Annotated in this window: 3 protein-coding genes; all 3 read left to right on the top strand. The window is 42.9% G+C overall.

Annotation, left to right across the window (positions count from 1 at the left end; translation table 11 throughout):
- Window positions 1-1209, top strand: a 1209-nt coding sequence (locus HE1_RS09445; protein ID WP_242837155.1) for a hypothetical protein, incomplete at its 5' end; no start/stop codon positions are given.
- 2 nt (window positions 1210-1211) lie between these two features.
- Entirely contained in the window at window positions 1212-1940 is a 729-nt protein-coding gene (locus tag HE1_RS00100; RefSeq protein WP_035543131.1) for a hypothetical protein, read from the top strand.
- On the top strand, window positions 1940-2302 hold a 363-nt coding region (locus tag HE1_RS00095), incomplete at its 3' end, for a hypothetical protein (protein ID WP_035543129.1). The genes HE1_RS00100 and HE1_RS00095, both read left to right, overlap by 1 nt.

Here is a 2302-nt window from a genome sequence, read left to right as displayed (position 1 = left end):
TTGCTCCACGGGGCGCTTTCCATGGCGTCTGCGGTCAATTTTCAGGCTATAAATTTTGACCATACAGATATCAAGCAAGCACTTCTGGCGGCAAGCGCCACTATGGTCTGTGAAAGCGCCTCGGAAGGGATTTTGCAGCATATTAAGCGGGCACTTCCGGAAAAAGGCCTGGATGAGCCTCAATCGCTTTACGTGCAGCGCTGCCAAGACCGTGCACAAGATCTAGCGCAGCAAGCGGTGGCAGGGCTTAGAATTCTAACGGCAACGGGGCTAGCCTTGGCGGGCAAGGATTCTGGCGATATCCAGGTGTGCGATGAATCTGTTACCACGGCGCTAGAAGAAAATTTCGTTAAAACTGTGCTGTCGGTGGCTTATGATTTGGCTCAAGGTGCAAAAGACGTCAAGGAAAATTTAGAAGAGGGAAACTATTGGGGCGCTGCCGGCCATGTGGCACTCACCGCCGGAGCAGTGGGGCTAGACCTTGCCAGCCAAGGCTTTGGCACAGGGGCGGTAAAAGCTGGAGTGGGCTTTGCACGAAAGGCCATGAGAGGAAACGCAGGAAAAAATTCAGATAAACTCCCCCAAGCCCTGCTTAAAGAAGGCCCTTGTGATCCTTCTAAAGACCCCATGCCTTGGACAAACAAAAAAACCGATACCTCCCCAAAAACCGACCCCATGCCTTGGGAAAATAAAGGAAGAAAAGCCAAAGAGACGCAAAAAACAAAAGATCCAGAAATGACCCGAGAGGAAATGCGGGCCTACGCAGAAAAGCATCAAGGGGATGGGGTGTTTGTGGGAACGTACAATGATCCAAAAGTAGACGCTTTTATTATAAGAAAAAAAGAAGAAACGGGGCTTGATTTTGAAAAACACCATATTTATCCTCAAGCGCAATGTAGAGAGGTTGCTAAAAAAACTGGAAAAAAAATAAAAAATAATGTGGTGATTGCTATGCCTGCAGATATTCATCAAGGGGAAGGGCGAAAATTAATTCACAAATATAACGAGAAAATTAAGCACGAACATGATCGATCTGGGTTGGCGCAAGGTGTAAAAGATACCCGACAAGGATTGTTAGAGGTTGGTTTTAACCGAGAAGTAGTAAATGAAGTGTGCGATAATGCGTTACGATTAACCAAAAAAACTAATCCGGATAATTTTTCAAAACCGTTTTCAGCAAAACTTCCACAAAAACCAAAAGGAGAGTAAAAATGACAAAAGAACAAATTTATCAAGAAATTCGAAACCGTTCGCCGATTTATTCTGGGGAGGCTCCAGAGCTTTTAGAGGATTTGCAAGAATTTAAAAACGATGAATTGTTGCAAGATTTAGAAGTGGTATATCAAGAATGGGGGGCTCTTCCAAGAATTTATCGTACGGATGAAAAGGAAGAAATTTTTCATATTCAACAGTGCGAATCCTTGTTTGAATTTTTGACAGAAGCTATTTTTAATCATGCAGATTCATCTGTAATTCCATTTTTATTAAAATACGTTCCTTCAGATGATGATGTTTCAGATCTGGTGTTCATGGAAGATTATTCAAGTGAACAAATATGCAACGGGATTTCTGATTCGCGTTATTTCGGAGAATCTTATATTCCTGTACTTCTTGGCTGTATTCATGAATTGGTTCCAAGAGCGATGATGAGTACAAAATCTTTCTTCTTTGACATGTTATATGATAATTTTAATAAATTTTCAGAAACTCAACCTTTAATTCGAAATCTTTATTTAGCTGAAAAAGAACCATTTATAAAAATTTTGGATTGTTCAATTGAGCAGTCGTTAGAGGAACTTAAAAGAAAAAATGGACAAGAAGCAATGAACCAAGCTATTTCCAGAATTTCTCGTCCTATTGTTTCTGTAAACTATGATGATGAATCAGTTGATCAAAAAGCATTTATTCGACAAGCCTTTGTAAAACTTCACGGGTTGTAATGATTTGGAAGATGGTAAGGGGAAAGCCCGCGGTTAAGGTTGTGTTGGGGATATGCGCGCTTTCCGCACTAACGGGGGGGCCCATAGGGGCGATTAGCAGCGCTATTGGGCAAAGTTTCATCCAGAATAATGGGCTAGATTCTTTGCTGGGGGGGCCTTCTTTAGAGCTGAGCTCTTTTTTGAAGGACCTGGGCAAGAATCTTGTGGTAAAAGCGGGGGGGATGGCTCTGGGGGAGGTTATCGGAACAACTCCCGCGATAAACATTGCAAAAAACACCGCTCTGCATTGCGCCGTCTATCAAAGCGATCCTGTAAAAACCCTTGCCAGCCAATGCCTGGCAGAGGCCTCTTTGCAAGGGGCA

It is taken from the genome of Holospora elegans E1 (genome assembly GCF_000648275.1).
Lineage (GTDB): Bacteria > Pseudomonadota > Alphaproteobacteria > Holosporales > Holosporaceae > Holospora > Holospora undulata_A.
Note: the sequence above shows the minus strand (reverse complement) of the source record. Positions and strands in the feature narration are given on the sequence as shown.